Origin of the sequence: Veillonella sp. ZSJB6, from assembly GCF_051549505.1 — a bacterium.
GTDB lineage: Bacteria > Bacillota > Negativicutes > Veillonellales > Veillonellaceae > Veillonella.
Genome location: NZ_JBPUGE010000003.1, coordinates 293,345 through 320,191, shown reverse-complemented (window position 1 = coordinate 320,191; position 26,847 = coordinate 293,345). Strand labels below are relative to the sequence as shown.

General features: G+C 39.5%; 21 protein-coding genes and 1 tRNA gene. 5 read left to right on the top strand and 17 right to left on the bottom strand.

What is annotated here, in order from left to right:
* Positions 1-28 precede the first annotated feature (28 nt).
* The gene (locus ACSV5T_RS05980) at positions 29-934 is read right to left on the bottom strand and encodes a LysR family transcriptional regulator (RefSeq protein ID WP_005387848.1); all 906 of its coding nucleotides are present in this window, start codon (positions 932-934) and stop codon (positions 29-31) included.
* 268 nt (positions 935-1,202) lie between these two features.
* Between ACSV5T_RS05980 and ACSV5T_RS05975 the strand changes: the two genes are divergently transcribed.
* The 3 genes from ACSV5T_RS05975 to ACSV5T_RS05965 all read left to right on the top strand — a co-directional run bounded on the left by ACSV5T_RS05975 (position 1,203) and on the right by ACSV5T_RS05965 (position 6,681).
* Positions 1,203-4,943, top strand: coding sequence for a phosphoribosylformylglycinamidine synthase (locus tag ACSV5T_RS05975; protein WP_438320506.1), 3,741 nt, complete (start codon positions 1,203-1,205; stop codon positions 4,941-4,943).
* A gap of 162 nt (positions 4,944-5,105) precedes the next feature.
* Positions 5,106-6,341: an FprA family A-type flavoprotein gene (locus tag ACSV5T_RS05970; protein WP_438320505.1), complete on the top strand. Its 1,236-nt coding sequence runs from the start codon at positions 5,106-5,108 to the stop codon at positions 6,339-6,341.
* A gap of 249 nt (positions 6,342-6,590) precedes the next feature.
* Positions 6,591-6,681: transfer RNA gene (locus ACSV5T_RS05965), tRNA-Ser, on the top strand.
* A 124-nt stretch (positions 6,682-6,805) separates the two neighbouring features.
* Here ACSV5T_RS05965 and mmuM read toward each other — a convergent pair.
* The 3 genes from mmuM to ACSV5T_RS05950 form a co-directional block, all read right to left on the bottom strand.
* Positions 6,806-7,819: a homocysteine S-methyltransferase gene (gene mmuM / locus ACSV5T_RS05960; protein WP_438320520.1), complete on the bottom strand. Its 1,014-nt coding sequence runs from the start codon at positions 7,817-7,819 to the stop codon at positions 6,806-6,808.
* Positions 7,820-7,906: 87 nt separating this feature from the next.
* Complete coding sequence (locus ACSV5T_RS05955; protein WP_438320503.1) at positions 7,907-8,692, bottom strand: basic amino acid ABC transporter substrate-binding protein; 786 nt, start codon at positions 8,690-8,692, stop codon at positions 7,907-7,909.
* A gap of 365 nt (positions 8,693-9,057) precedes the next feature.
* Positions 9,058-10,995 carry an OPT family oligopeptide transporter gene (locus tag ACSV5T_RS05950; RefSeq protein WP_438320502.1) on the bottom strand — a complete coding sequence of 646 codons (1,938 nt, stop codon included), beginning with the start codon at positions 10,993-10,995 and terminating at the stop codon, positions 9,058-9,060.
* 244 nt (positions 10,996-11,239) lie between these two features.
* On the opposite strand from ACSV5T_RS05950, the gene pepT reads away from it, so the two are divergent.
* The gene (gene pepT / locus ACSV5T_RS05945) at positions 11,240-12,463 is read left to right on the top strand and encodes a peptidase T (RefSeq protein WP_438320501.1); all 1,224 of its coding nucleotides are present in this window, start codon (positions 11,240-11,242) and stop codon (positions 12,461-12,463) included.
* Positions 12,464-12,678: 215 nt separating this feature from the next.
* Here pepT and ACSV5T_RS05940 read toward each other — a convergent pair whose 3' ends face one another.
* The 12 genes from ACSV5T_RS05940 to ACSV5T_RS05885 form a co-directional block, all read right to left on the bottom strand.
* Positions 12,679-13,929: an MFS transporter gene (locus ACSV5T_RS05940; protein WP_296007915.1), complete on the bottom strand. Its 1,251-nt coding sequence runs from the start codon at positions 13,927-13,929 to the stop codon at positions 12,679-12,681.
* A gap of 319 nt (positions 13,930-14,248) precedes the next feature.
* A complete protein-coding gene (locus tag ACSV5T_RS05935) occupies positions 14,249-14,842 on the bottom strand; it encodes a DNA glycosylase (RefSeq protein ID WP_295868562.1) in 594 nt (197 codons plus the stop codon).
* A 147-nt stretch (positions 14,843-14,989) separates the two neighbouring features.
* Positions 14,990-15,928 (bottom strand): hypothetical protein, encoded by a 939-nt coding sequence (locus ACSV5T_RS05930; protein ID WP_227721336.1) that lies wholly within the window; start codon positions 15,926-15,928, stop codon positions 14,990-14,992.
* Positions 15,929-15,982: 54 nt separating this feature from the next.
* On the bottom strand, positions 15,983-16,714 hold the full coding sequence (locus ACSV5T_RS05925) for a helix-turn-helix domain-containing protein (protein ID WP_005387826.1): 732 nt from the start codon (positions 16,712-16,714) through the stop codon (positions 15,983-15,985).
* A 287-nt stretch (positions 16,715-17,001) separates the two neighbouring features.
* Positions 17,002-17,751 carry a hypothetical protein gene (locus ACSV5T_RS05920; protein ID WP_438320500.1) on the bottom strand — a complete coding sequence of 250 codons (750 nt, stop codon included), beginning with the start codon at positions 17,749-17,751 and terminating at the stop codon, positions 17,002-17,004.
* 8 nt (positions 17,752-17,759) lie between these two features.
* Positions 17,760-18,716: a flotillin-like protein FloA gene (gene floA, locus ACSV5T_RS05915; RefSeq protein ID WP_119208619.1), complete on the bottom strand. Its 957-nt coding sequence runs from the start codon at positions 18,714-18,716 to the stop codon at positions 17,760-17,762.
* Positions 18,717-18,752: 36 nt separating this feature from the next.
* Positions 18,753-19,217 (bottom strand): NfeD family protein, encoded by a 465-nt coding sequence (locus ACSV5T_RS05910; RefSeq protein WP_438320499.1) that lies wholly within the window; start codon positions 19,215-19,217, stop codon positions 18,753-18,755.
* A gap of 298 nt (positions 19,218-19,515) precedes the next feature.
* Positions 19,516-20,799 carry a uracil permease gene (uraA, locus tag ACSV5T_RS05905; RefSeq protein WP_105094708.1) on the bottom strand — a complete coding sequence of 428 codons (1,284 nt, stop codon included), beginning with the start codon at positions 20,797-20,799 and terminating at the stop codon, positions 19,516-19,518.
* A gap of 110 nt (positions 20,800-20,909) precedes the next feature.
* Complete coding sequence (locus ACSV5T_RS05900) at positions 20,910-22,253, bottom strand: FtsW/RodA/SpoVE family cell cycle protein (protein ID WP_438320498.1); 1,344 nt, start codon at positions 22,251-22,253, stop codon at positions 20,910-20,912.
* Position 22,254: 1 nt separating this feature from the next.
* Positions 22,255-22,914 carry a tRNA (guanosine(46)-N7)-methyltransferase TrmB gene (gene trmB / locus ACSV5T_RS05895; RefSeq protein WP_105090170.1) on the bottom strand — a complete coding sequence of 220 codons (660 nt, stop codon included), beginning with the start codon at positions 22,912-22,914 and terminating at the stop codon, positions 22,255-22,257.
* A gap of 161 nt (positions 22,915-23,075) precedes the next feature.
* Positions 23,076-23,759 (bottom strand): carboxymuconolactone decarboxylase family protein, encoded by a 684-nt coding sequence (locus ACSV5T_RS05890; protein WP_005387811.1) that lies wholly within the window; start codon positions 23,757-23,759, stop codon positions 23,076-23,078.
* A 278-nt stretch (positions 23,760-24,037) separates the two neighbouring features.
* A complete protein-coding gene (locus tag ACSV5T_RS05885) occupies positions 24,038-25,795 on the bottom strand; it encodes a 1-deoxy-D-xylulose-5-phosphate synthase (protein ID WP_105090169.1) in 1,758 nt (585 codons plus the stop codon).
* 209 nt (positions 25,796-26,004) lie between these two features.
* Between ACSV5T_RS05885 and ACSV5T_RS05880 the strand changes: the two genes are divergently transcribed.
* Positions 26,005-26,502: a MerR family transcriptional regulator gene (locus ACSV5T_RS05880; protein WP_105090168.1), complete on the top strand. Its 498-nt coding sequence runs from the start codon at positions 26,005-26,007 to the stop codon at positions 26,500-26,502.
* Positions 26,503-26,595: 93 nt separating this feature from the next.
* Here ACSV5T_RS05880 and ACSV5T_RS05875 read toward each other — a convergent pair whose 3' ends face one another.
* On the bottom strand, positions 26,596-26,844 hold the full coding sequence (locus ACSV5T_RS05875; protein ID WP_105090167.1) for a DUF3343 domain-containing protein: 249 nt from the start codon (positions 26,842-26,844) through the stop codon (positions 26,596-26,598).
* Positions 26,845-26,847: the final 3 nt, after the last annotated feature.

Below are 26,847 nucleotides of genomic sequence, written 5' to 3'. Positions count from 1 at the left end.
GAAAATTCTCATAAAGTGTGTCTCATTATTATAAAACCTTATCGCGTGTGCTTTCACGATTAACGAGTAAGGATGTGAAGCGTGCAGCGCCTTCAGATTGAGGTACCAAACGAGAACGGACAAGTACAATGTCACGCGTTGGCACCGGAATATCTGTATCTATACGTACCACTGTACCTTCTTGCATCTTTTGTTGCACTACATGGTTAGGCAACATGGAAATACCCATGTTAATTTCTACAAGATCAAGCAACACATCGACGCTACCTAATTCGAAGCGAGGTTTACGGCATGCACCATGAGTTACTTCATCGAAGAATGTACGGCTCGCAGAGCCTTTATGCAAGAGCAAAATAGGCTCATTAAGAAGACGGCCTTGATCAAAGAAGCCTGCCCCTTTATAGTCAGGACCACCAACAAATACATCTTGAATTGTAGCCAATGTAGTTACCTCTAGTTGAGGATTATCACGCAAGCCTTCATAATCATTTACCACCGCTAACTGCGCTTCTTTGTTGAGTACTAACTCTACACAATCAGGGGATGGTCGGTTGATGATATGTAGTCCGATTTCGCTTTCTTGCAATTGCCATTTATGGAAATAAGGTAATAAGAAATGGCGACATAATGTGTCTGTAGCAGCAAGATTTAAACTTTCATAAGCTTGGCTAACACGTTCTTGCAATTGAGTTACCCCATTATCAAGAATGGAAAAAGCCTTCGCTACTGTATCAAACAATTCTTTGCCTTCTGGCGTGAACCCTACAGATTTTGTAGTGCGCACAAAAAGAGGCATATTAAGTTCACCTTCTAATTGCTTAATACTTTGGCTGATGGCGGATTGAGAAACGCCTAACTCTTTTGCGGCACGGGAAAAGGATAAATATAAGCCTACCCCTAAAAAGGTTCTATATAAATCTGCAGATACTGCCATTTTATTCACCTCTGTTATATACTAATAGTAGTGTCTTACTTTTAAATATACATATCATTTACTATATTATAAGTATGGACTCTCAATATATAATGAATATGTAGAAATCTTCATGAAAGTTAGGTCTTATGACCTTCATGAACCTTTCATATTTATTAGTATTTCTAATCTTTTCATAAGTAAGATTATCTTTACTTATAAGTCTAGACCGACTATACTTAATTTGTCAATATCCCATAGGGAATTATATACATTACAGGAGGCTACAATGGCTATACAACGATTATTCGTAACAAAACGAGAATCTTTCAACCAAGAAGCACAACGCATGTTACAAACCTTACAACAGGAATTATCTATGCCTGCTACAGGGGTAACCATCTACGAGCGTTATGATATCGAACATGTAGATGCAAAAGATTTAGAGGCTGCAAAAAACCTTATCTTCTCCGAGCCTCCTGTAGATACAGTCTTAGAAGAAATCCCAGCTGCACAAGGTTTCGTTTTCGCTGTTGAATATGTACCAGGTCAATACGATCAACGTGCTGACAGTGCTGAGCAATGTATTTCCATGCTCACTCTTACATCTGGCCACATCGTTCGATGTGCTCGTGTATTCGCCATCGAAGGTACTTTCACAAAAGAACAAGAAGAGGCCATTAAAGCGTACTACATTAACCCAGTAGATTCCCGCGAAGCGAGTCTTGAATTACCAACTACATTGGCCCTTGAATTAGAAGATCCTAAACCAGTGGCAACAATCGACGGTTTTACAGACATGAGCGATGCTGATTTAGAAACTCTCATCGATAGCTATGGTCTCGCTATGACATTGGCAGACCTCAAATTAATTAAGCAACAATATGCAGAAGTAGAACACCGCAATCCTACCATTACAGAAATTCGCCTCTTCGACACCTATTGGTCCGACCACTGCCGCCACACTACATTTATGACGGAATTAACGGATATTACCATTGAGGATAGTCGTTTCACAGGTGCAGTAAAAGAAGCCCTTGAAGAATACATGGAAGGCCGTGCTGAACTATATACAACTAAGAAAAAGGCTCGCTCCCTCATGGACATGGCAACACTAGCAGTTAAAGAATTGCGTCATGCAGGCGGTTTAACAAATCTTGATGAATCCGATGAAATCAATGCATGTACAATCATTATTCCTGTTGATGTAAACGGCAAAACTGAAGAATGGTTGTTATTATTTAAAAACGAAACTCATAACCACCCTACTGAAATCGAACCATTTGGTGGCGCTGCAACGTGCTTAGGTGGCTGTATCCGCGATCCATTGAGCGGTCGTGCTTATGTATACCAAGCTATGCGCGTTACAGGCGCTGGCGACCCTCATACTAGCCTTGAAGATACATTAGAAGGCAAATTACCACAAAAGAAAATTACCCAAGAAGCTGCTCGTGGCTACTCCTCTTACGGCAACCAAATCGGCCTTGCTACAGGTGAAGTAAAAGAATATTACCATCCTGGTTATGTGGCTAAACGCATGGAAATCGGTGCGGTTATTGGCGCTGCACCTCGTAATCAAGTACGTCGTGAAGTACCAGTCGCAGGCGATGTAGTAGTATTACTAGGCGGCAAAACTGGCCGCGATGGCTGTGGTGGCGCTACTGGTTCCTCTAAAGAACATACCGTAGAGTCCCTTTCCACATGTGGCGCAGAGGTTCAAAAAGGCAACGCCCTTACAGAACGTAAAATTCAACGTCTCTTCCGTCGCGGTGAAGTAACAACGCTTATTAAACGTTGTAATGACTTTGGAGCAGGCGGTGTATCCGTTGCTATCGGTGAATTAACAGATGGTGTAACAATCAATCTTGATTTAGTTCCTAAAAAATACGCTGGCCTTGACGGTACAGAGCTAGCCATTTCTGAATCTCAAGAACGTATGGCTTGCGTCATCGCCGCAGCTGATGTAGATGCGTTCAAAGCCTACTGCGACGAAGAAAATTTAGAATGTACAATTGTAGCTGATGTAACTGATACAAATCGCCTTATCATGAACTGGAATGGCGAAACAATCGTAGATATCAGCCGCGACTTCTTAAATACAAATGGTGCAAGTCAACAGCAGGAAGCTATTGTAACAGCTCCAACGGATCGTTCTTACTTCTTACGTGGTTCTTCTAGTGCAGAGAACTTCAAAGAGAAATGGCTTGCAGCCGTATCCGATTTAAATACAGCCTCTCAACAAGGCTTAGCAGAACGCTTTGATAGTACAGTTGGTGCTAATACAGTACTCATGCCATTCGGTGGCAAGTTCCAAAAAACACCTACTCAAGGCATGGTCGCAAAATTACCTGTATTAAACGGTGAAACTACAACTGCAAGCATCATGACACATGGCTTCGTACCAGAATTATCTGCTTGGAGTCCATACCATGGCGCACAATATGCAGTACTTTTATCTGTAGCTAAACTAGTAGCTCTTGGTGGTCGTCGTGAAGATGCATACTTAACATTACAAGAATACTTTGAACGCCTCAATTCTAAAGAATCTTGGGGCAAGCCTGTAGCAGCCCTTCTCGGTGCCTATAAAGCTCAAAAAGAACTTGAAATCGGCGCTATTGGTGGCAAAGATTCTATGAGCGGTACTTTTATGGACCTTACAGTTCCTCCTACCCTCGTATCCTTTGCAGTTGGTACAGCCCATGTAGATAACATTGTAAGCCAAGACCTTAAAGGTGTAGATCATCGCCTTGTATTCTTCGATGTACCTCGTATGTACGATGACACTCCTGATTGGGATCGATTTAAAGAAAACTGTGAAGTTTTACAAGAACAAATTGAAAAAGGTCGCGTTTACTCCGCTTATGTCGTTGACCAAGGTGGCATTCCTGAAGCAGTTACCAAAATGGCGCTCGGCAACAACATTGGTGTTAAATTCGATAAATATGCGGAACGTGCTATCTTCCAACCAGCTCTTGGTGCATTTATCGTAGAGGTAGATATTAAAGCGGTTAACTATCTCTTAGAATTACCAGGTCTTAAAGTAATAGGTGTAACACAAGCAAATCCTGTTATTGAATGGGCCGATCAATCTGTATCCCTTAAGGAAATTCAAGCAGCTTATGAAGCTCCATTAAATGATATCTTCCCTATGCGTGCGCCAAATGGTGTTGGTGAAGCGGTAGCATACATCCACGATCAACATGCTAAACCTCGCAGCGCATCCTTAGGGGCTAAACCTAAAGTGCTCATCCCTGTATTCCCTGGTACAAACTGCGAATTTGACTCTGCTCGTGCCTTTGAACGTGCTGGGGCAGAAACAGATATCGTAATCATTCGCAATCAAACACCAGAACAATTAAAAGAATCTATCGATGTAATTAAAACAAAATTAGCTGAATCCCAAATTCTTATGTTCCCTGGTGGCTTCAGTGCTGGTGATGAACCAGATGGTTCTGGCAAATTCATGGCTACCCTCTTCCGCAATCCATACCTTGCAGAAGGTTTAGAAAACCTCTTGTACAAACAAGATGGCCTTGTACTTGGTATTTGTAATGGTTTCCAAGCCCTTATCAAATTAGGCTTGTTGCCAGGTGGTCATATCGAAACATTAACCGCTGATCATCCTACATTGACATACAACACAATCGGTCGTCACTTATCTCGTATGGTTAACACTAAAGTTATTTCTACTAAATCCCCTTGGATGAGTGATGCTAAAGCAGGCGAAATTTACACTGTGCCAATTTCTCACGGCGAAGGTCGCTTCATCGCTTCCCCTCAACAAGTATTGGAATTCAATAAAACTGGTCAAATTGCTACACAATATGTAGACTTTGATGGTATTGCTTCCATGGATAGCCGCTTCAATCCAAACCAATCTGTAGCTGCTATCGAAGGCATTTATAGTCCAGATGGTCGCGTATTCGGTAAGATGGCTCACTCCGAACGCTGCGGTGCTGGTATCAGTAAAAATATTCCTGGTTTATTAGAAATGCCAATCTTTACATCTGGTGTAAAATACTTTAAATAATTTATGACTATTCTTTCATGTGAAAGCCTACTCCTTGGGGTAGGCTTTTCAATATTGATTTTTTTCGAAAATATTAGTATTATAAGTTGATGATATATTTACGAACATGAGAATTCGTGTAAACCTATACATAACAAATGTGAGTTAAGAAAGGATTTTATTATGCATTGTGCTCAGAAAATGACCCATAATATCTACTGGATTGGTAGTAATGACTGGACTACAGAACGTTTTGAAAACTTATTCCCTATTCCAAATGGTGTTAGCTATAACAGCTATTTCATTGATGATGAAAAAACTTGTGTTGTTGACTCTGTAGATGCGGAAATTCGCGAAGAATACTTTGATAACTTGACTCATCTATTAAATGGTCGCGACCTTGATTACATCATCGTAAATCATATGGAACCAGACCATTGCCAAACATTGTTGGAAACATTGGAACGCTATCCAAACTGTAAAATGGTTGGTAACGCTACAACATTCCGCATGTTTGAACAATTCTACAATTCTCCAAAACCTGATCAATACTACACAGTAAAAGAAGGCGACGAAATTTGCCTTGGTAAACATACACTTGTTTCCTACACTATGCCTATGGTTCACTGGCCAGAAGTAACTTGTACATATGAAAAATCTACTGGTACATTATTCTCTGCAGATGCTTTCGGTACATTCGGTACAGTTAACGGTAACATCTTTGCAGACCAAACTGATTACGTTGCTACCTACGAAGATGAAGCTCGTCGTTACTACACAAATATAGTTGGTAAATACGGTCCTCAAGTACAAAATGCAATCCGTAAAGTTTCTGGTCTTGACATCAAGCGTATTGCTCCACTTCATGGTCCTATCTGGCGTACACCTGAAACTATCGATTATATCTTGCGCAAATACTTGCACTGGTCCAGCTACACAGCTTGTAAAAAAGGTGTTGTTATTGCCTTCGGTTCTATGTATGGTAACACTCGTGCTATTGCACAACAATTGGCTAAGCAATTGTCCAAACGCGGCGTCACAGATATCAAAATCTACGATGTTTCCAAAACTAATGCTTCCTACATCATCGCTGATGCTTGGAAATACACTAACTTGGTAACAATTGCACCTACATACAATTTGAACCTATACCTTACTATGGAAAACTTCATTCATGAATTGAAAGCACTTAACTTCCAAAACCATAAGGTATCCATCATTGGTAACCACTCTTGGGCATCTGCTGCAATGAAAACAATGGTAGCACACTTCGAAAACGACTTCAAAGATATTGAAATCGTATCTGAACCACTTGATATCAAATCCTCTTTGAAAGAAGAAGATCTTCCAAAAATCGAAAAAATGGCAGATGATATCAAAGCATCCATCGATGCAGCTGAAATCAAAGAAGTATTATAATACACAAAGTAAAGGCCGCCTTTTTAGGCGGTCTTTTTTTCTTAGGCTTCAACTATACATATCTTACGTTTTAACAGCATTTCGCATAACATTTTTACAATTTAATTATTACTACTAACAGTAGAAACTTAGCTAAATTTTTGGAGTTTAAAAGTCTTATGAAAGTCTAAGATTTTCACGATTTTTTTCTTGACATAAATCTAACTTTTTCATATACTATACAAGTACCTGTTACACAACAGAATACATGGAGAGGTGTCCGAGCGGCTGAAGGAGCATGATTGGAAATCATGTGTGCGGTTATCCCGTACCCAGGGTTCAAATCCCTGTCTCTCCGCCATAGTAAAAGCAGTGCTTATGCACTGCTTTTTTATTATATAAAACCAATAAAACATCAGCTAATAGAAAAAGGCTATCGAATCAACATCGATAGCCTTTTTAGTTTATATCATTAGTTTATATTACTATTTATGGATTTTTTTAGCTATATCTCTAATAATTTCAGGTGTTGTTCTACAACAACCACCTATGATATCTGCCCCAGCATTACGCCATACATCAACATAATCTACAAATGATGCAGGGTCGCCATACCAGGTCTTAGTTTCACTATCATAGCTTTCACCAAGATTTGGATATACAGCAATTGGTTTATCCGTAACAGTACGAATATCCTTGATCAAGGACTCTACATACTCTGGTTTCGTACAATTGATGCCAATACCAGTTATAGGTCTAACCTTGTCGATCATTTCTGCACATTTAATGATTGTTTCACCACTAGAAACATGATGTCCATCTTTACAAGAAAAGGCAATCCATCCTGGAATCCCTCTCGATGTGTATGGGTCAGACATGGCGCGAGCTATGGCAATAGCTTCGTCATAAGATGGGATAGTTTCAAAGGATAAGATATCCGGATTTTCTTCACAAAATAATGCTAACCGAGGAATATGGAATACTTCGAGATATTCAGTTTGCACATCAGGATATCCACGGTACTCAGATCCATCCGCCAAAAATGCACCATATGGCCCTACAGAAGCCGCCACTAATGGTTTAGGCAATGCGCCTTCAGAAAAATATCTAACCCCATCTGGAGTCTCTTCACCAAGTGTAATCCCCCGCAATGTAAGTGCTCCAGTCGCCTTAGCCTCTAAAAACTCATTGCGAGCTTGTACAGCTAAACGAACGGATAATTTAACGAGCTCTATGGCCTCTTCCGTACCATAACCTAATCCTTTAAAGCCAGCTACTGTTGCTTGATATCCAGAACTTTGAATGATATCTGCCCCGGCTGCCAAGTACGAGATATGTATTTTTTTGATGATATCCGGTTGGTCCATAAGAATCTTAGCAGACCATAATTTATGCTGAAGATTACAGCCATAACGCTCTAACTCTGATCCTAAGCCACCATCCAAAACGAGGGCGCCCTTCTCTTTAATTATATCTAAAAATGCACGTCGTTTAGCCATCATATCACCCATTCTATACTACCTCATATCATTTGAGGTTTACTAAACGTATTATAACAAATAATACGCTTTGGTACTATCTACAAACTATTTTAAATCCTCTGCTGGTGGCTCTTTACCAAACCATTTTTTATAAATCTCTGCATATTTGCCATTGGCTTTAATCTTAGCCAAGCCATCGTTAACTTTATTAAGAAGCTCCGTATTGCCCTTCTTCACAGCAATACCAAGAGGTGCCGCATCATAGTCCTCTCCAGTGACCTTTGCGATACCTTTGCCCTTACTATTAACATAATATTCGTTGACCGGTGTATCGTTAATAACTACATCTACACCTCTATTTTGCAATTCTAAGAATGCATCTACGATGAGATTAAATTGGCGCACATCGGCATTAGGAATCTTACTAGCAATTTCTGCACCAGTAGAACCAATGGATACACCAATGCGCTTTCCTTCTAAGTCCTTAAAACTATTGATATTCGTGTTATCGATATTTACAACAAGGCCATTACCTGCAATATAGTATGGTTTACTAAAGTCTACAGACTTAGCACGATCCTCGGAAATAGTCATATCCGAAATAGCAATATCGATGGTATTACTTTGCAATGCTGGTAAAAGTGCATCAAAGTTCAAGTTTTGAACATCTGCTTCAATCCCCTCTTCCTGTGCAATGGCATTGATAATATCTACATCAAAACCTGCTAATTTGCCGCTGTCTTTATCTTTAAAACCAAATGGTGCATAGGTCGCATCAGTACCAACGCGCCATATCTTTTGACTAGTACCTGTATTACCACAGCCAGCTATAAATAAACTACTAGCGATGGTAAAAGCCCCTAAAAGAGCTGCTATTTTCTTAAATTTCATAATATATCCTACGCAAACCTTACAATACTATGTAAAGCTTTCTATATACGAATGAATCAATCTATACTTACAGTATGAATATAATAAAAATAATACCTCTAGAGGTATTATAGTATTATGATAACATTCGATATAGTTAGGGTCAATTAATCCGACTATATCAATAGGTATTATATCAACATAGCTTTTAGCTATATCAAAAAGATTATCCATAGCTATAGTAATAAGACTAAAACAAATAAAAAAGACCGCCCTTACCAAGTAATCTAAACTCGGTAAAGGCGGTCATCCCCAGAGTGGAGAATTCCTAGCATTTTATAGAATAGATAGCATTTTTATTTCATTGAAAAACTATCATACTCACATTATTTAGCTTTTTTAGCTTTTACGTACATAGCCACTTTGTACAAGAATACACAGAGTAACAAGTACATTACGATACTGAGGTATGTTGCTTCCGGCGTTTCAACCCAAGCTTCAGCGAATACATTAATACCTGCAATGCGTAGTACCGCACTGAATAGAGAACCAATAGCACCACCGGCTACGAGACCAGATGCAATTGTGCTACCTTTGGAGAAGCGAAGATCTGCCAATTCTTTATCTTTTGTGCTATTTTGTACGAAGTATGCAATCAAACCACCGATAAGTAATGGTGTGTTGATTTCCATTGGCAAGTAAGTACCAAGGGCAAATGCCAATGGTGGAACTTTTACCATCCACAAGATGATTGCGAATAATGCACCTGCCATGTATAGAGGCCATTGAGCACTACCTCCAGTCATCATAGGTTCGATGATAGCAGCCATAGCGTTCGCTTGTGGCGCATTTAATGCATGGTCCCCTACGAAGCCATACGCATCGTTCAAGAGGATCATAACGCCTACAGAAAGTACGGCACAAAGAATGGTACCAACGATTTGCCATTGTTCCATTTTCTTAGGTGTAGCACCTGTCATGTGAGCTACTTTAAGTTCAGACATGAAGTTACCAGCCATACCGATGGTTGTACCAATGAAGGATGCCATCATGAGGACTGCAATCATACCTACTTTACCAGTCATACCTGCTGCTGTTAAGCATACGGCGGAGATGATAATCATAAAGATTGTCATACCAGATACTGGTTCTGTACCTGTATAAGCGATGGAGCTAATACCTACTACAGATAATAGGAAGGACATAATAAGAACGATTAAGAATGCTACGATTGTTTGACCGAAGCTTTCAGCATACATAAAGTGGAAGTATGCTGCAAATAGAACTGTACATAACAAGATGCCAGCGCCAATCCAAGATGTAGGCACGTCGCGTTGTGTACGAAGCAAGTTAACATCTACAGTTTTGGAACTGAAAATATCAAGCACTGCATTTTTAACAACACTAGCTACGACTTTGGACATATTGAGCAAGCCGATGATACCTGCCATGGCAAGCATACCGATACCAATATGGCGAACATAGTCTAAGAATACTTTACGAATTGGAGCTTCTGCAAGTGGAACAGCATGACCATTGATTTGCATGATATGTTCCGGAGCTAAATAGTATACGATTGGAATACATACGAACCAAGAGAAGAAGGAACCAGCTGCGATAATAGCCGCATACCGTAAGCCTGTGAAGTAACCAAGGCCAAGCAACGCAGCATCTGTATCTACAGCAGCATTTAACTTAGTCGAATCTGCTAGAGCAGAACCCCATTTAAATGCAGTAGTACGGATAACCTCTTCCCACCAACCAAGGCTGTTAAGAATAAAGTCATATACAAGAGCGATAAGACCAGAACCAAGCATCAATTTCGCTTTGCTACCTTCATTACTCATTAGTACTTCAGCAGCAGCGCGACCGCTTGGGAACGGATACACATAGTGCATTTCCTCAACAAAGTAGCGACGGAACATAACGCATAATAGAACACCAAGTACGCCACCAAGGATGATAGGAATCGCCATTTGTACAAAGGATACATCTGTAACATTCCAAATGTATAGAGCTGGCAAGAAGAACATCGCACCAGCTAATGTGTTCGTACTAGAACTAGCGATAGCCTGAATGTGAACCGTTTCAGCAAAAGCATTTTGCCGTTTCAAAATAACTGCTGTACCCATAGCAAGTACAGATACTGGAGCAAAGGCATCTACTGTTTGACCAATTTTCAAACATAAATAACCTACAGCCAGTGTAAAAATTGCCGCATAGAATAGGCCCCAGAATACTACATATGAGTTAATCTCTACGTAATCCTTCTTAGGATCCAATACGGGTTCTACGGGCGGAATAGAACGAGTTTCGTCCGACATGGTAAAACCTCCTCACAGAAAATGTACAAACGTATAACTATTCACCTTTATACTAACACGGCACTATATATGGTTCAATGCTTTTCTATGCATTATGCGAATAAAATATCACACATTCCATAAATATTTATTTTGCATTTTCACCGCCCCTGTTCTACAATGAAAGTATATTAAGAATCTTTATTATATACAGTATGTATACCAGTATGTATAACACGTATGTTTACTTACGAGGAGGCTCATTATGGAATCAATGGTCGAACGTTTTGTACGCTATACAAGCATAAATACACGGTCTAATGAGGAAAGTACAACAATTCCTAGTACTCAAACTCAAGTAGACTTTGCTACTAAGGTGCTCGTTCCGGATTTAAAAGCAATCGGTTTAGATGAAGTTATTTACAACCGTGAAAATGGTTTTGTCATTGGCACATTAAATGCTAATACAGATGAAAAAGCACCTGCTATCGGCTTCATTGCTCACATGGATACAGCAGACTACAACGCAGAAAATATTAAGCCTCGCATCGTTGAAAATTACGATGGCAGCGATATTTGCCTTAACGAAGAACATCAAATCTTCACACGTCGTGCAGATTTCCCTAATCTAAAGAATTACATCGGTAAATCCTTAGTTGTCACAGATGGTCTTACGCTCCTCGGCGGCGACGACAAGGCGGGTATCTGTGAAATTATGGAAGCCCTCGCGTACCTCGTAGCTCATCCAGAAATCAAGCACGGAAAAATCATGTGCGCTTTCGGTCCAGACGAAGAAATCGGCACTGGCGCCGATCACTTTGATGTCAAAGAATTCCCTGTTGATTTTGCCTATACAATTGATGGTGAAAGCCTCGGTCAACTTGAATACGAAACATTCAATGCTGCAGGCGGTACAGTGACCCTCAAAGGTGTATCTGTTCATACAGGCACTGCCAAAGGCATTATGATCAACTGTGCTAAATTAGCAATGCAATTCGATTCTCTATTACCAGGTGCTGCAGTTCCTGAACATACATGTGGTCGTCAAGGCTTCTTCATGCTCATGAGCATGGAAACACAAGTAGATACAGGTAAAATGAACTATATTATCCGCGACCATGACAAAGAATTATTCGAAGCGAAAAAAGCATTCTTCTTACAAGCTGGTCAAACATTAAATGAAATCTACGGCCGTGAAGTATGTGAAGTATCTGTAAAAGATCAATATTACAACATGTACGATATCATTAAAGACAATATGGAATGCGTTAACGTAGCCAAAGCTGCTATGGAAAAAGCCGGTATCACTCCTATTTGTGACCCTATCCGCGGTGGTACAGACGGTTCTAAAATTTCCTTCATGGGCATCCCTACTCCTAATATCTTTACGGGCGTAGAAAATCTACATGGTCGTCACGAATTCGCATGTATTGATGACATGAAAAAAGCCGTAGAAGTTATCGTAAACATCGTTAATATTGAGAAATAATAGGTTACAATGTAACTGATCATACACCTATACTACTAGATGCCATTTGAAGGATATTTAAATTCAAAACGAGTATTCTAGAACACAATGGAATTCTAATATACCTTAACAACAAAAAAGGACTATACGAGATATCTCGTATAGTCCTTTTAATTTAGTTGTAAAATCTGCCTGCTAGAACCAGTCTGAATTCACCACCATCAATAACTTACATTCTATGCAAGTTTACCATTGCGTTTACGATTTCTAATTTGTTCTTCTTCAGCACGAGCTTTCAAAGAAAGATCTTTTTCAGTGCCTACATAACGACCATATAAGAAATAGTACGCAACGAAGGCAAGAAGCGCTACTACAACAGTAACGTGGAACATGCTTGTATAGCCTACCACCTCTTTAATGGCACCTAAGATGTATGGACCAAAACCTAAGCCCATATCTAAAGCAATGAAGTATGTAGATGTAGCAACACCAATACGGTGAACCGGTACGATTTTAACAGTTACGGCTTGACCGTTTGACATAAATGTACCGTAACCAAGGCCAACAAACACAGCAGATAAGAGTATAAGCCATGTAGAGTGAGCAATGGACAATAAGAAAATACCAAGTGCTAAAGATATGAAGCAAGGGTAAAGAACGAAGTTTTCCCCTTTCATATCAAATACAATACCAAGTAATGGTCTTGTTATTGTAATAACTACAGCATACACAACAAAGAAGAATGTACCTGCTAAGATAAGATTTAAATCTTTTGTATAGGCTGCCATAAAACCGATAACACCAGAATATGCAAAACCTACTAGTATAGAAACAAGACTAATAGAATTCATACGTGGTTCGATATAGTCAGAGATTTTAATGCCTTTATGTTCTTCAGAATCAATATCGAGCTTAGGTTCATCAAATTTCATGATAACGGAACCAATACCACAAAGGATGATAAGAGCAACACAGAAGGCAATGATAAAGTCATAGCCAAGGCTATGTAGCATTAAAATCCCTAAGAACGGACCTACCGCAGCGGCAAGAGATGTAGATAAACCATAGTAGTTAATCCCTTCACCACGACGTGACATAGGAATAATAGCCGCTACGATTGTACTTGTAGCTGTAGATGTAATACCGTATGCAAAACCATTTAAGAAACGAACACTATCGAGCATCAATAAATTAGGTGTATAGAAGTACATGGCTGTTGAAACCAAATAAATTAACAAACCAAGGTACAACATCTTACGACAGCCTAAGATGCTGATAAAACGTCCTGCTAACAAACGAGCAACAACGGTACCAATAATATAAATACCAACGGCCAAGCCAGCTTGACTTGCTGTAGCATGAAGATTATCCTTTGCTACTACCGCAATAATAACGATTAATAAATAATAAATCAAAAATACTAAGAAATTAATCAAAGTATCGAGGACAAAGGATCTTGTCCATAAGGCCTCTTTAGCCTTATCCATAATATCAACTCCATTTTCTTAAACTATTGTCAACCATTTGCGACAACGATTAATTATAAACCTCTCATTCTAGAAATCAAGAACTAAAATGTTATACAGCTCATTACTTTTATTTATAACAAGATATGTGTAATCAATCATAATATAGATATATCCATTTTTATAGCTCACATTAATTTTTGATAATAAAAACACCTTTGATCGTTTATATTATATCCCCGAAGATACGATATAACATCAAAGGTGTTATTTATAACTATTTAGTTAATGACTTTTCTATATAGCTGATACATCTATATGCTTTACATATCTACCTATATTATTTCGTTTTTAATCCACACGCCTTAAAGAAGTTTTTATAAGCTTCAGCCTTTTTAGCAAGACTCAAAGGATACGCACGAGATGTAGATGGTAATCGCGTTAACGTCAATTCACGTCCGTTAAACACAAAGGGAATTGTCTCCCCTGTTTTAGGCAATTTAACCTTTTCTGGTAAAAGACTCAACAAAATTTCTGTGGCCTTACCACCTGTGGTACCGATATGTTTACAGTCGGGAATTTGGTCCAAAACCTCTGCCAATGGTACAGGTTCAACAACCTTAAGAAATGCATCTGATGCATTCCCCTTTTCGCGTATAGCTTTTAATACAGTAGGACAAGAAGCAATCCCTGCTTCAGATAAGAACGCTTTAATCTTATCCGCATCAAAGGCTTTTTCCTCCCCTTTTCTAAAGTGTTCCTTGTCCTCAAAGAATACTAAGCCATACACGCGCCACATATCATTTTGAAAGTTAGGATAATGAAATTCCATAGATCGCTTTTCGGAAGTTGGTGGGAATGTCCCCATCATCATCACCGTCGTATTCTTTGGTAAGAACGGTGGAAATGGTCTAGTTTCAATTGTTTCTGCCACAGAGCATCAACCCCTTTCACAATCTAGTATGAACTCAACTTTCAGCATAATATATGAACTATATCACAAAACTAAATTCTATTAGATACTAGGTAAAACACTAAAAATATTAATAAAACGATAAAGAAATAAGTAAACTACTAGTCCTTATTGACCGATTGGTTGAGATACTAATGTATTAATATGATCAAAGCCTACTGGTGTAGGAGATACGAGATACAAGCATACAACAGCAGCTACAGCAAAACCAATCGCTAAGAAGGAGAAGCTGCCATGACGTGGAAACTCATACATACCAAAGAGACGAATACCAATAGCCGCACCAATAGCGGTAATCAAGGATGGTATGGAGAAGATATTGTAAACACCAAATACCACCATAAGACCAGCGTATCCACCTACTACGGTAATCATTGGTAACATGCGGTCCATTGGATTTGGAATGGAACGTGTAAGCGCTGCTGGATAATAAGAGGCTTCTACACCAAACATACCCAAGAACAAATTGAAGTCAGCCCAAATTGTTTCCCATGCACCTCTAAAGGCATCTCGATGGTTGCCTACGTACCAAGCAAAGCCCGTAATAATTAAGATGGCTAAACCAGCACAGATGAAATAGTATTCACTAGGAATTTTAGGGCCCGCATAAGCACCTACAGCAGTTACAACAGCACTTAAAACGGATGTAACAATAACGCGATGCAAGCGAGGTCGTTTATTTTCTGGAATGCGTTTGTATACAGTAGCTAACAATTCTAGGACAAAGCAGGCCATAAAGATGGCAATCCCTGCAGCTGGTACAAAGAACGCAGCAACTAAACTCAAAATAAATGGAATACATAAGCGCCATTTAGGGAATAATACAAGGTCTTTATAATCTAATCGAACGTCTTGTGTCTCCATTGTAAAGTTGTTGTACACCACAAATAGCAGCATAAAGGCGATAACATCAATCGCGTTAGCTCCCCAAATCAATAGTGTTGGTACTATGATCATCGACAGTGCCACCCCAGATACACGGGATAAACCAGCGGCCGCTATGCCAAGTAAGAAAAACGGTATTAAAGCAGATATAATTTCAAGCATAATATTCCTCCCATCATTGTATAAATTTAAGTATATAGTATCTACCGCACTACATCAAGGAGAGATATATTTTTTCATGGCTAGTCGTTTTCTTACGGCAGAAGCAGAGCAGCCCATCATCTGTGCAATTTTGGCAACACCATACCCTTGAGCACGTAAGTTTTTTATCCTATTTTCGTCTAATTCTAATATATTTGAACGAATTTCTATACCTTGCTCCCGTAAATACATGGCCACTGTTGACCCTCGTATACCGTAAGCTAAACCTATATCATCCGTACTCATATGATGATGAATATACAAGTAAGCCATCTCGTCCACCTTTCGAGATGGTTTTACTTTAAGCGTTGTACACATTCCCATATGACGCAATACATGATGTACTTTCCATCGGGATATGCCATACATGCGTGCAATTGAGTCTGACGTATTTCCACTTTTATAGGCCCTACAAATACGCACCGGATCGATAGCTACATTCTTGGTCGAACGCTGACAAGCTAGTCCATATTCTTTCATCCGACTTGCCATCGTCGTAATCGATACATCATAACGCTTCGCTAAAGAATGTAATGACCACTTACCTGACTCATATAGAGCTTGTACATGAACCATATTTATATCCTTCTTCAACGGTCTTCGCTCAATATCATATGCCTTCATACGCCGCATAATAGTATCTACACTACACTGAAAATACTCTGCCACCTCGCGAACACTCCACTGTTTCTCTACATATAATTGTTCCAGTAACTGTTTAGGTATAACGCGCACATTACGATACATACTATCACCTTTCCTTGTAGACGAACTCCTTTCCCTATTATTGTGAAAGTTCCATCAAAAAAAGACAATAAAAAAGAGGTTCCTAATAGTCACATAGGTGACCAATAGGAACCTCTTTCCATATGTAATTATATGCACCACATAGGATATGTGCCGTTATAATTGCTATACAACATCTATCCCCGAATAACGATGATCATGAATCACCAATAATCCAGTAGACGTTATGACCAATATTTTGATAGCCATATTTTCTAATGACTAATAAACGTATTGGCTACCCCAACTTAACGATATCTGCGTTCAAGAGCCTTAGGCTTACTCAAGATAATAGACCATTTCATGCCTTCTTTTAGAGCATGATTTGATATACGTTTATGACTTGATGTATGAACACTGGTCGAAGTGATTGGCGAAGTCGTTACCATATTCGTATCAAGGAGTACCTTTCCTTCTTTAGAAGCCTTATCTCGCTTGAATTCGGCCAATCGTTCACTTAAGGTTGGCCCTGTAACAGACTCTCTACTTAAACGAGTTGTACTCGTACTAAAGCCAGTTGATTTACTTGAAGTTTTCTTGGATGAAACATGAGTACCTTGTTGCGTTGTAGACGCTTCATCGTAATGATGCTCGGAAGCTAAAACTGTTTGAGCTTTATCATTACTTGGATGCACTTCAACATGTTTTTCAGATGTCTCCGTATCATCATATTGAAACAGTCTTCCGCCCTTTTTTCGTAAAGGGGCCTCAGGATGCTGATTCTCAATCGGTCTATTTTTAAAAATATCTCGATAAAAATCATCATCATACAACAAATCCTCAGGTGAAGGTTCTACAGGCTTTTTCTCTATGGAGATACCATATTCACGCTCCATATCCTCCCAAGTCTGACCTGAACTTTCATGGTCCTCATACTCTTCAGCCTCTTCAGTATTCTTGCTTTTTATAATCGAAAAAGCAATGTAAGCGATGATACCTAGAACAAATATAGGATTATTCGAAAAGATGGATAGCACGGAAGACAAAATAGAGTCCATAGCTACTCCTATTCACTATCTGCTAAGTTTTCACGCATTTTAGTGTCTGCAATAATATTGTTCATATTGTAGTAATCCATAACGCCAAGATTACCGTTTCTGAAAGCTTCTGCCAATGCTTTAGGAACTTCAGCTTGTGCTTCCACAACCTTAGCTTGCATGTCTTGTGTTTTTGCACGCATTTCTTGTTCTGTAGCAACAGCCATTGCACGGCGTTCTTCCGCACGAGCTTGAGCAATTTTCTTGTCCGCTTCCGCTTGATCTGTTTGCAATTGAGCACCGATGTTACGTCCTACGTCTACGTCAGCAATATCGATGGACAAGATTTCGAATGCAGTACCCGCATCAAGACCTTTACCCAATACAGTACGAGAGATGTGATCTGGATTTTCTAGTACATCTGTATGCTCTTCAGAGGAACCTACAGTTGTTACGATACCTTCACCAACACGGGCGATGATTGTCGCTTCACCAGCACCACCAACGAGACGGTCAATATTAGCACGTACAGTTACACGAGCACGAACCTTGAGTTCGATACCGTTTTTTGCTACTGCAGAGATAATTGGTGTTTCAATCACTTTAGGATTAACGGACATTTGAACCGCTTCCAATACATCGCGACCTGCAAGGTCGATAGCTGCAGAACGTTCAAATGTCAAAGGAATAGATGCGCGCTCAGCGGCAATCAATGCATCTACGACGCGGTCAACGTCACCACCTGCAAGGTAATGCGCTTCTAGCTGATTTACGTTTACATCAAGGCCTGCTTTATTAGCTTTAATCAAAGGCATTACGATTTGGGATGGATTTACACGGCGCAAGCGCATACCTACGAGTGTAAAGATACCAACATTAACGCCCGCTGCAAGAGCAGATACCCAAAGGCCTAATGGCACAACATACAAGAACACCATAATCCCAATCAGAAGAATAGGAATCAAAAGTAAAATACCTACATCCATAATAACCTCCATTATATACGACGATGTGGTGAAAGCTTAATCACGCTTTCTAACAATATTGCGACCGCCTACAACACGCAGTACCACAATCGGTGAACCGGCATCGATGAAGTCCCCTTCGGTCACAACATCCACCAAATTACTATCAATTTTAGCAATACCTGCAGGGCGCAGTGTAGTATGAGCTACGCCTTCTTTACCGACTAAGTCATCTAATACATCATTAGATACATAGCCAGCTTTTGTCGTAGATCGTTGCCCTAAGGTAAACAATTTGCCTATCCAAGTCTTTTCAAAGTGATTAAAGAACACGATGATAAGGACAATTAACAAGGCTGTTAATCCTAGGACAGCATATAGCGCCACCGTACCTTCTCCAAGGGCTACATACACACCCCAAAGGAATGCACAATAACCGATGAGCCCTAAAATACCGCCCGGTACAACGAGTTCTACCGCCATCAGGGCGATCCCTATAGCCATCCATACTAAAAACTCCATAGGCCCTCCTCTCTTTAATTAATTTTATACAACTTATATATTCATTATACAATATAAATAATAAATTATAAAGATAACCCTTATCATATAAATCTATTTCATATCAAATAGTCTTACATCCTAAACCTATTCGGTTCACAAGTATTAAACGATGATATGTATAAGATAATAAAAACGACTACTTTCACAGGATCATACCTGATTCAGTAGTCGTTATTTATAAAGTATATTAGTTTAAAGCTTTACTATTGTCAGTCATCATCGTAAGATGCTATTTCATCAATAGGTTTGACTATAATTATACTTCTGTTTTTTTCAATTGGTCATTACCAACGCCTGTTTTTTGAAGAATCAATAGGATGATACTCATTGCCATGCCTACTACAGTCGCAAGGCCCATGCCTTTCAACACAACAGGACCTACAGCAAGTTCAGCACCGCTAAGGCCTACAACAAGGATAACAGATGTTAAGATCATGTTCACAGGATTTGTATAATCTACCTTGCGTTCTACAAGCATGCGCAAACCGGATGCTGCAATGATACCGAACAAGAGAATGGATACACCCCCCATAACCGGTACTGGGATAGCATGGATAAGAGCAGCTACTTTACCTACAAAGGAGATAATCATAGCAAGAACAGCAGCACCGCCGATAACCCATACACTGAAGCAACGGGTGATAGCGAGTACACCGATGTTTTCACCATATGTCGTATTTGGTGTAGCACCAAAGAAACCAGATAAAATATTCGCAAGACCATCACCGAGCAAAGAACGTTGTAAGCCTGGTTCTTTCATCAAGTCTTTGGATACGATGTTACTAGTTACAACCAAGTGACCTACATGTTCTGCAAATACTACAAAGAGTGCTGGCATAATCATGATGATTGCATTGATATCAAATACAGGCATGCCATAGAACTGCGGTAAGGAGAACCAAGGTGCAGCCTCTACGCTAGAGAAATCAACAACACCCATAAAGGCGGATAATATATAGCCGGAAACAACGCCAATCAAAACAGGGATAACTGCTAAGAAACCACGGAACACAACAGTACCAAGCAAGGTAACAACTAAGGAAAACATAGAAATAAATACAGCTTGGCTGTGGCTCATGCCCAAATCTTGATTACCAATAAGGCCAGACATGCTCATCGCTACTGGTGCCAATTCCAAACCAATAATAGCAACGATAGCACCCATGGCAGCCGGTGGGAATAACTTATCAATCCAACGCGTACCAATATAGCGAACTAGAACAGATAAAATCACAAAGGATAAACCAAATACAACGAAGGCACCTTTAGCTGCCTCATAACCGAGGCCGGCAGATAATACACCAGCTACAGGAGCAATGAAAGCAAAGCTAGAACCGAGGTATGCAGGGATTTTACCTTTACATACGAATAGGTATAGCAATGTACCGATACCATTCATAAATAAAGCTGTTGCAGGATCTACCTTTAACAAATATGGTACTAATACAGTAGAGCCAAACATAGCAAATAAATGTTGGAAACTAAGTGGCAACATACGCCCCCAAGACGGGCGCTCTTGAATATCAATATAATCCTTCATTTTTTCCTCTCACCACAATAACAACACTAGGTTCCAACGCTATACCCGGTATGATATAGCATTGGATTTTACACATATATGTTACTCTTATGAAACATAAGAATTACACATCAATTTTTAGGTCTCGGACGTCTACGCGTTGGTCTTCTAGGCTCTCTAGGTCTAAACGGACCAGGCATTTCAGTCTTGTCTGTTTCTTGAGTCGCCTTAGGTTTGAAGCGACTTTGTGTCTCTTCACGCAAGGATGGTAAATCCTCAGCCGTACCAACTTGTTTTACACCTTCTACATTACGGCGACCAACACTGGCTAACAAGCCTATGGCCATAAAGTTCATTAACAATGAAGAACCGCCATAACTAATAAATGGCAAAGGCACACCTGTTACCGGCATAATCCCGCAAACCATGGCAATATTAAATAATGCTTGTCCACTGATGAGCAAGGTTATGCCCATAGCTAACCATCTGCCAAATTCATCACGAGATTTATTAGCAATGCGGAAACCAAAGTATGTAAAGGCCGCTACCAAGAGAACGACAAAGACAGCACCGACAAAGCCCATTTCTTGAGCCCACACGGCAAATGCAAAATCTGTATGAGCCTCTGGCAAGTAAAAGTACTTAGATGTACCTTGCATAAAGCCTTCCCCAAGAATACCACCAGAACCTACGGCCAAAAGACCTTGTACAGTTTGATAGCCCATATCTTGAGCATGCGGCCAAGGATCGAACCATGACTGAATCCGTTCCCAACGATATGGCGACATACGAGCTGCAATGAAGCCGATCACACCAGCTACGGCAAAGGCACCACCAAAGAATCGCCCATCAAAGCCTGCTAAGTAAATTAGTATGAAGGAGAACCCAAAGATTAGTACAGTAGTCCCCATATCTGGTTGCAAGATGGTTAGAATCGCAAAGATTATAGGCCAAACTAACATTGGCAACATATAACCTACCCGTTCTCCCACATAACCTTGTAAATTCGTTAGTGGGTTATTATATCGCGGTTTGCCCCATTTTCTCATGGTGCTTAACTTAGCCGATGTCCATATTATGGCCGCTAACTTGGCAAATTCTGAAGGCTGTATAGATACGAGGCCGATAACAATCCACCGACGCGCACCATTAATAACGGAACCTATTAAAAGAACTAAGACCATGCCTATGAGTGTTGCAATCATGATACGTTGCAACATATGTGGTTTCTGTAACTTTCTATAATCATAACGATATAACACAACGCCAACAGCCATAGAAAATAACAAATAGCCCATATGCTTAGTAAAGTACCCCAACAGCCCTGTATTTTCGTAAATAGAGCTTATATAGGTGGCACTGAAGATATTTACACTACCTATAATCGTGATGAGCAATATAGGTAAGAGCATACCTTGTAAATCATTTTTAAAGAGTGAGCCCCACCGACTATCCCCCTTATTCGGTGTTTCCATATTAAGCCTCCTTTTGTACTTTTGGCTTAATTGCTTCTAAGCGGAAAATAGGTTGCCCTTTAGCACTGAACTTCTCTTCATACTCAGTTTTTACATTTGGAAGGTCTGTGCTATGTAAGTCATAGGTTACATTCTTAAGTTCCCATCCACATTCTTTGAATTCTTCAAGAGAGAACATAAATAAACCTTCGTTATCAGTTTTAAAGTGAACCTCGCCACCATCTTTTAAAAGACGGGCATATCGATCGAGGAATGTATGGTATGTGAGGCGACGCTTAGCATGTTTCGCCTTAGGCCATGGATCACAGAAGTTGATATAAAAACGATCTACTTCACCAGGCGCTACAACCTCTTCAATGCCAGCGATATCAAAGAGAGATACCTTAGCATTATCACGCTCTGCTTCAAAAATCTTTTGAGCCGCATAATAAATTACGCCAATTTGCACTTCAAAACCTACAAAGTTAGCATCTGGATACGCTTCAGACATGCCTGCAATAAAACGTCCCTTACCTGTTCCAAGTTCCATATATAATGGACGTTCAGGATGGGCAAATAACTCACGCCATTTGCCCTTGTACTGTTCTTGACCAGACAAAATGATATGAGAGTCATATTCGTGGATAGCTTCATCAATCCACGGTTTTCTACGAAGGCGCATACTTTCTCCTTACATCTATGTTAACGATTAATTATATCTATTATTACAGGTCATATACCTATCTTATTAATTATAGAAAAGGGGGAGTTAAACGTCAATTACATTTCCCTTATCAACCATATAAAAAAGACCTACTTCCAAAGAAGTAGGTCTTTATATTCTTAGAAAATCAAAGATTCAAGATTTTCAATTTGATATTTGCTGAGGCCTAGCTCAGATAAACTCTTTTCAGATGCAGCGAATAGATTATTTTTACCTACACGCGTACCTAAAGCTGCGGCAGCGACCAATTCACGGTCCAACTTACCAAGGCGAGAGCGATTACGATTTTGCGGTTTTGGTTTCTTCATACGGAACGTATTGTATTGAACCGCTTCTTTTGTATCCTCATTTTTAGCCTTAGCCAAAGCAGCCCCATTAGTGCCATTCCCCAATAAAGCACTAAGTCCTGTTTGCTTTGGAACCATTTTTTCGTAATCAGCGCCAAACTCAGGACGCTCCTCACGTAATTGATCAAATGTAGCTAATGCTGCATTCATTTGCTTTAAACCAGCAGCAGAGTAAAGTTGACGAATCGCAATACTCACCTCTTGCGGTGTCAACGTACCTCGCTCAATAGCAGAGGCGATTGTACTTTTCAATGCACCTTGATCACCGGATGCCGTATAGCGACCGATATCAACCAAGTCTTTTTGACGTGCATTGAGTTCTTTAGGCGTATATATGTTTATCTCAGATATAGACGGTGCCTGCTTAGAAGGCTGTTCTCCCGCCCCATTAGCCTCAGACATATAGCCACCGGCGACGATGGCCACGGCTAATGTTAAGGTTAATACTTTTTTCAACGTCTTACAATCTCCCTTTTCATTAATACTTACTTATATAATACTGTGATATTTTTGTACATTAACAACAAACTTGTTCTACTGTAATACATACTGTAGATAATATTATATAATACTTCATCTAATTTTTATAGTCCTATTCGAAAAAAATCTATAATCTTTTAACAAATTTTATATTTTTATAAAATATAGAACAAAAAGCAATGCAGTAGAAACAGGGCAAAACCATATTTCTACTGCATTTGTAGATAAAATTATTTATTTAATATTTTATCAAACTAAACGGATAAAATTTGTTTTGCATCAGCCACAATTTGCTCTAAAGAAACACCATTTTCTCGTAACAATTCTGTTGCATCATAACGATCGTGGAATTCTTTAGCAATACCATAGTTTTTAACGCGCACATCAGATGGACCATAGAAACTAGCGATACGTTGCCCCCAACCGCCTTCAACTACACCATCTTCCAAAGTAAATACTACGGAATGATTTGCTTTCAATTCTTCCAGTAATGCTTCATCAAGACCAGAAGCAAATTTAGGGTTAACTACGGTTGCGTTAATACCGTCTTTAGCCAATTCATCAGCCACTTGGTTAGCTAGATGATAGAAATTACCAAGACCTAACAAGGCAATGCGTTCACCACGACGAGTCACTTCAGATTTATTTAAAATACTGTAATCAGTCGTATCAGCTTCACCAGTAGATATAAATTCACCTACAGGAACACGAATTGCCACAGGATACTCATGTTGATGCACAGCATATTCAGTCATAGCCAATAGTTCTTCATTACTAGTAGGTGCTAAGTATACTAAATTAGGAATGCTAGTAAGCATAGGTATATCAAAGAACCCTAAATGCGTGACATCGTTCATTCCATATACAGATGCCATATGATTGATGATGACTGCACTGTTATTATTGACGCAAAGATCTTGAACCAATTGGTCATAAGCGCGTTGTAAGAAGGTACTATCTACACTGAACACTGGCTTAGCACCATTTTTAGCGATACCAGAACTCATTGCAATAGCATGTTCTTCCGCAATGCCTACGTCGATATATTGTTTACCAGCTTCGTTACGCCATTCAGCGTTAAAGCCGAAGCCACCTGGTGTCCCTGCATTAATAGCTACCACTGTTGGATCTACTTTAATTTGTTCCATCAAATAGTCCGCAATTGTACCAGCATAGGTCGGACCATGATGTTCCTTTTTGAGTTTACCTGTTTCTAAATCAAAAGGCATTGTCCAGTGGAAGGCCTCTTTATTTTGCTCTGCAATGGCATAACCCTTACCCTTTTGAGTAACGATGTGTAAAACGATTGGATGATCAATGTCTTTTACATCCTTGAATACATTGATCAATGTTTCTAAATCATTACCCTTTGCTACAAAACGATAGTCTAAACCAAGGGCCTTAAAAATATTATTAGAGCTTTCACCATTAGTCTGGCGTAATTCACGAAGGCCACGATACAAACCACCATGGTTTTCTGCAATGGATTGGTCATTATCGTTAACGATAATAATCATATTACTATCTAATGTGGCCGCATAATCTAGACCTTCAAAGGCTTCCCCACCAGATAAAGAACCATCACCAATGATAGCAATAATATTTTCAGAGTCGCCCTTTAAATTTCGAGCAGTAGCCAGGCCAGATGCTAAGGAGATAGATGTGGACGTATGACCAATGTTAAAGAAATCATGCTCACTTTCAGTAGGATCTGTATAGCCCGTTACATCATCATAATAATCGTGATCTAAGAACGCCAATGCACGACCGGTAACCATCTTATGTACATAGGACTGATGAGATACGTCATATACGATTTTATCTACAGGAGAGTTAAATACATAGTGTAAGGCCATAATTATTTCTGCTGCCCCCATAGGTGGACCAAAATGACCACCGTGCTCAGAGACCTTTGTCATGAGAGCTTGACGAGCCTGTGCTGTTAAATCTGTTAATTCAGCAATGGATAAGCCTTTTAAATCGGCTGGGGATTTTATATCAATTAAGTTCATGGTAATTCTTTCTATACATTATATTTACTTCAGCCACAATCACCATACATAACCAAGTATAATGATTGTAAATATTGTCACTCAAAATAACTAGTGTTATACTTCAAGTATGTTTATAGTATAAAACTTAAAGTTAGGTTTAAGTCAATACAATTTATATTTATGGTTTTTATATCTGTCTATAACTTACATATATAAAAGGAGGTCCTATGACATATACTGTTGGCGAAATCGCAAAAAAACTAAATGTGGCACCTTCTACATTGCGTTACTATGATAAAGAAGGTCTATTGCCCTTCGTAGAACGTTCTGCTGGTGGTATCCGTGTATTCCATGACACAGATATGGATTGGTTAGAATTGATTGAATGCATGAAGCATACCGGTATGCCTATTAAGGAAATCAAACATTTTATCGACTACTGCGTCGAAGGCGATAGTCGCATTAATGAAAGATTATCTATTATCAAAAATCAACGAGATCGCGTATTAGTAGAAATCGAACACCTACAAGCACGCTTGTCCATGCTAGAATTTAAAACATGGTTTTATGAACAAGCTCAGGCAAAGGGAACTACTAGTTTTTATGAAAGCTTAACACCTGATGACGTTCCTGTAGAATATCATAAGTATTTCGAACGCAAATGGCGCGCCGATAAAGAAGCCGCTGAAAAAGGTGAAGCACCTAAAAAATATAAAGCTGTATAACAAAGAGGAGCTATCCAACGGATAGCTCCTCTTTTTGCGTTACATAATGATTATAGAACCGCTTAGATTAGCGACGCTAAAAGGCTCTAATGTTTATTTATTGGGACTTTCAAATATAGTTCTATACCCATCATCAGTGACAGCAACGATTTGCTCAATCTCCTCTGTAGGATCATCTGTAAACGTAAAGTTTTCACCAGCATCAAAAGATGCACTCGTTCCACAAGAGGAACTTAAATCGCGCGGCACTGGACGTAGTTCTATATTGGTTACTCCTTCAGGGGCCTCCCGTTTAAAACGGATGGCTCCAAAGTGAGAGTAAAAAGTAGCAATATATTTCATAGT